This window comes from Gemmiger formicilis (assembly GCF_016901605.1).
In the GTDB taxonomy this organism is placed as follows: Bacteria; Bacillota; Clostridia; order Oscillospirales; family Ruminococcaceae; genus Gemmiger; species Gemmiger formicilis_B.
On record NZ_JACJKP010000881.1, the window covers coordinates 1 to 219 of the forward strand.

General features: G+C 53.0%; 1 protein-coding gene. It reads right to left on the reverse strand.

The annotated features are described in order from the left end of the window. Positions 1–219 (reverse strand): RhuM family protein (gene rhuM, locus H6B10_RS17120; RefSeq protein WP_204652531.1); only part of this gene is annotated, 219 nt, incomplete at both ends.

Below are 219 nucleotides of genomic sequence, written 5' to 3' on the forward strand. Positions count from 1 at the left end.
GTTTTTCCATGTGGTCAGGCCCATATTGGGCTTGGTGCTGTCGGCACGGCCATATACGATCTCGGCAGCTGTATGGTGGGTGACCGCATAGTGGAGCTTATTCTGCACCGTTGCGAAAAACTCCTTTGTGATGGGGCTTTCCACATCGTAGTCGGCGCTGCACTGGGAATAGATGTCCGTGATTTTCTGGTAAAATCTTCTCTCGCTGGCCCGGATGTC